A 1,416-nucleotide genomic window follows, 5' to 3' on the forward strand; every position below is an offset into this window, starting at 1 on the left:
GACCAAAAGTTCCAGCTCTTCGACACGAATTGAGGCTGTCGGCGGCACGAGATGGAAGCCGATTGGCGCGTTGAATCGCTTGAAACCTTGAGTTCAACTCGATTCACGAATGTGTGGCAGTTTCACAACGCTCATATTCCAAACGTTTCCAATCACATGGAAGCGCTTTTCAAGCTTGGGCTGGTGTGTAGATTAAGCAGCGTAGAATCTTGGGGATATCATGAAGACGATCATTCTCTCTTCAGCACTGCTTTTGGCCCTCACGGGCGGGGCGCTTGCCGCCGACCCGATCATCAATGTGCCATCGCAGGATGTGGCGCCTGCCGGTTTCATCTGGACTGGGGGCTATGTGGGTATCGTCGCCGGGGTGAACTACCTGAAGGGTGATTTCGACATCCCGAACTATGATCCTTCCGGCTACAATGCCGACAACACGTCAGCCGAAATTGGTGGCAAAGTCGGATACAATTATCAGTTCGCGAACAATTTCGTACTCGGCGGCGAGGCATCGCTGGTTGCAGTTTTCAACGAGGGTGCGGACAGTACGTTTGATGACGAAGAGATCAATGTACACACGGACTGGCAAGCTCACATTGTTGCAAAGGTTGGCTACGCGGCAGATAGGTTCATGCCTTATGTAAAGGGCGGCATCGCTTTTCTGCACGCAAATGACGTCTTCTATTCCACCACGGGGGATCGCAGCGATCCTCAAAGCCGAACCTACATTGGCTGGACCATTGGCGCTGGTGTCGACTATGCGCTCAACGAGAAGTGGATTGTCGGCGTCGATTATGCATATGCTCATTTCGGCAGTCACGATTTTGCGAACGACCAGCTTGGGCCAACCATCTTGAAGCCAAGCACCCATACGGTTTCCGCGAGCTTGAGCTACAAATTCTGATCGGCATGGTAGGCTGTGACTGCCGTCGTCAGCCGGTGTCCGTGCCAGCTGTTCACGCCCAATCTGGGACCTCAACCTAGCCCTGACAGACATCCACCCATTCAGCGCCGGTGAGATCGACCATGCGCTGCGGTGCAATCCGCACCGCGGCGTTGGTGGCGCCTGCCGCAGGCACCACTTCGTCAAACTCGCGCAGCGATACGTCGCAATAGACCGGCAGCGGCGCCGGCAGGCCGAACGGGCAGACGCCGCCGACCGGGTGGCTGGTCGCTTCGACAACCTCGGCGGCGTCGAGCATGCGCGGCTTGCCGCCGAACTGGTCCTTGAATTTGCGGTTGTCCAGTCTGGCGATGCCGCTGGTCACCACCAGCATGGTGCGGTCGCCGACGCGCAGGCAGATCGTCTTGGCGATCTGGGCCGGCAGCACGCCATGCGCCTCGGCCGCCAACATCACCGTCGCCGAGCTCGCTTCCGTGACAACGACGTCGATATCGGGCGCGTGGGTGGCGAAGAAG

Annotated in this window: 2 protein-coding genes; one reads left to right on the forward strand and one right to left on the reverse strand. The window is 57.7% G+C overall.

Annotation, left to right across the window (positions count from 1 at the left end):
* Nucleotides 1-220 precede the first annotated feature (220 nt).
* Nucleotides 221-901 carry an outer membrane protein gene (locus EN893_RS33915; RefSeq protein ID WP_127267063.1) on the forward strand — a complete coding sequence of 227 codons (681 nt, stop codon included), beginning with the start codon at nt 221-223 and terminating at the stop codon, nt 899-901.
* Between the two features lie 76 nt (nt 902-977).
* On the opposite strand, the gene EN893_RS33920 is transcribed toward EN893_RS33915, so the two are convergent.
* On the reverse strand, nt 978-1,416 hold a 439-nt coding region (locus EN893_RS33920), incomplete at its 5' end, for a YbaK/EbsC family protein (RefSeq protein ID WP_164901379.1).

Source organism: Mesorhizobium sp. M7A.F.Ca.CA.004.04.2.1, from assembly GCF_004022825.1.
GTDB lineage: Bacteria > Pseudomonadota > Alphaproteobacteria > Rhizobiales > Rhizobiaceae > Mesorhizobium.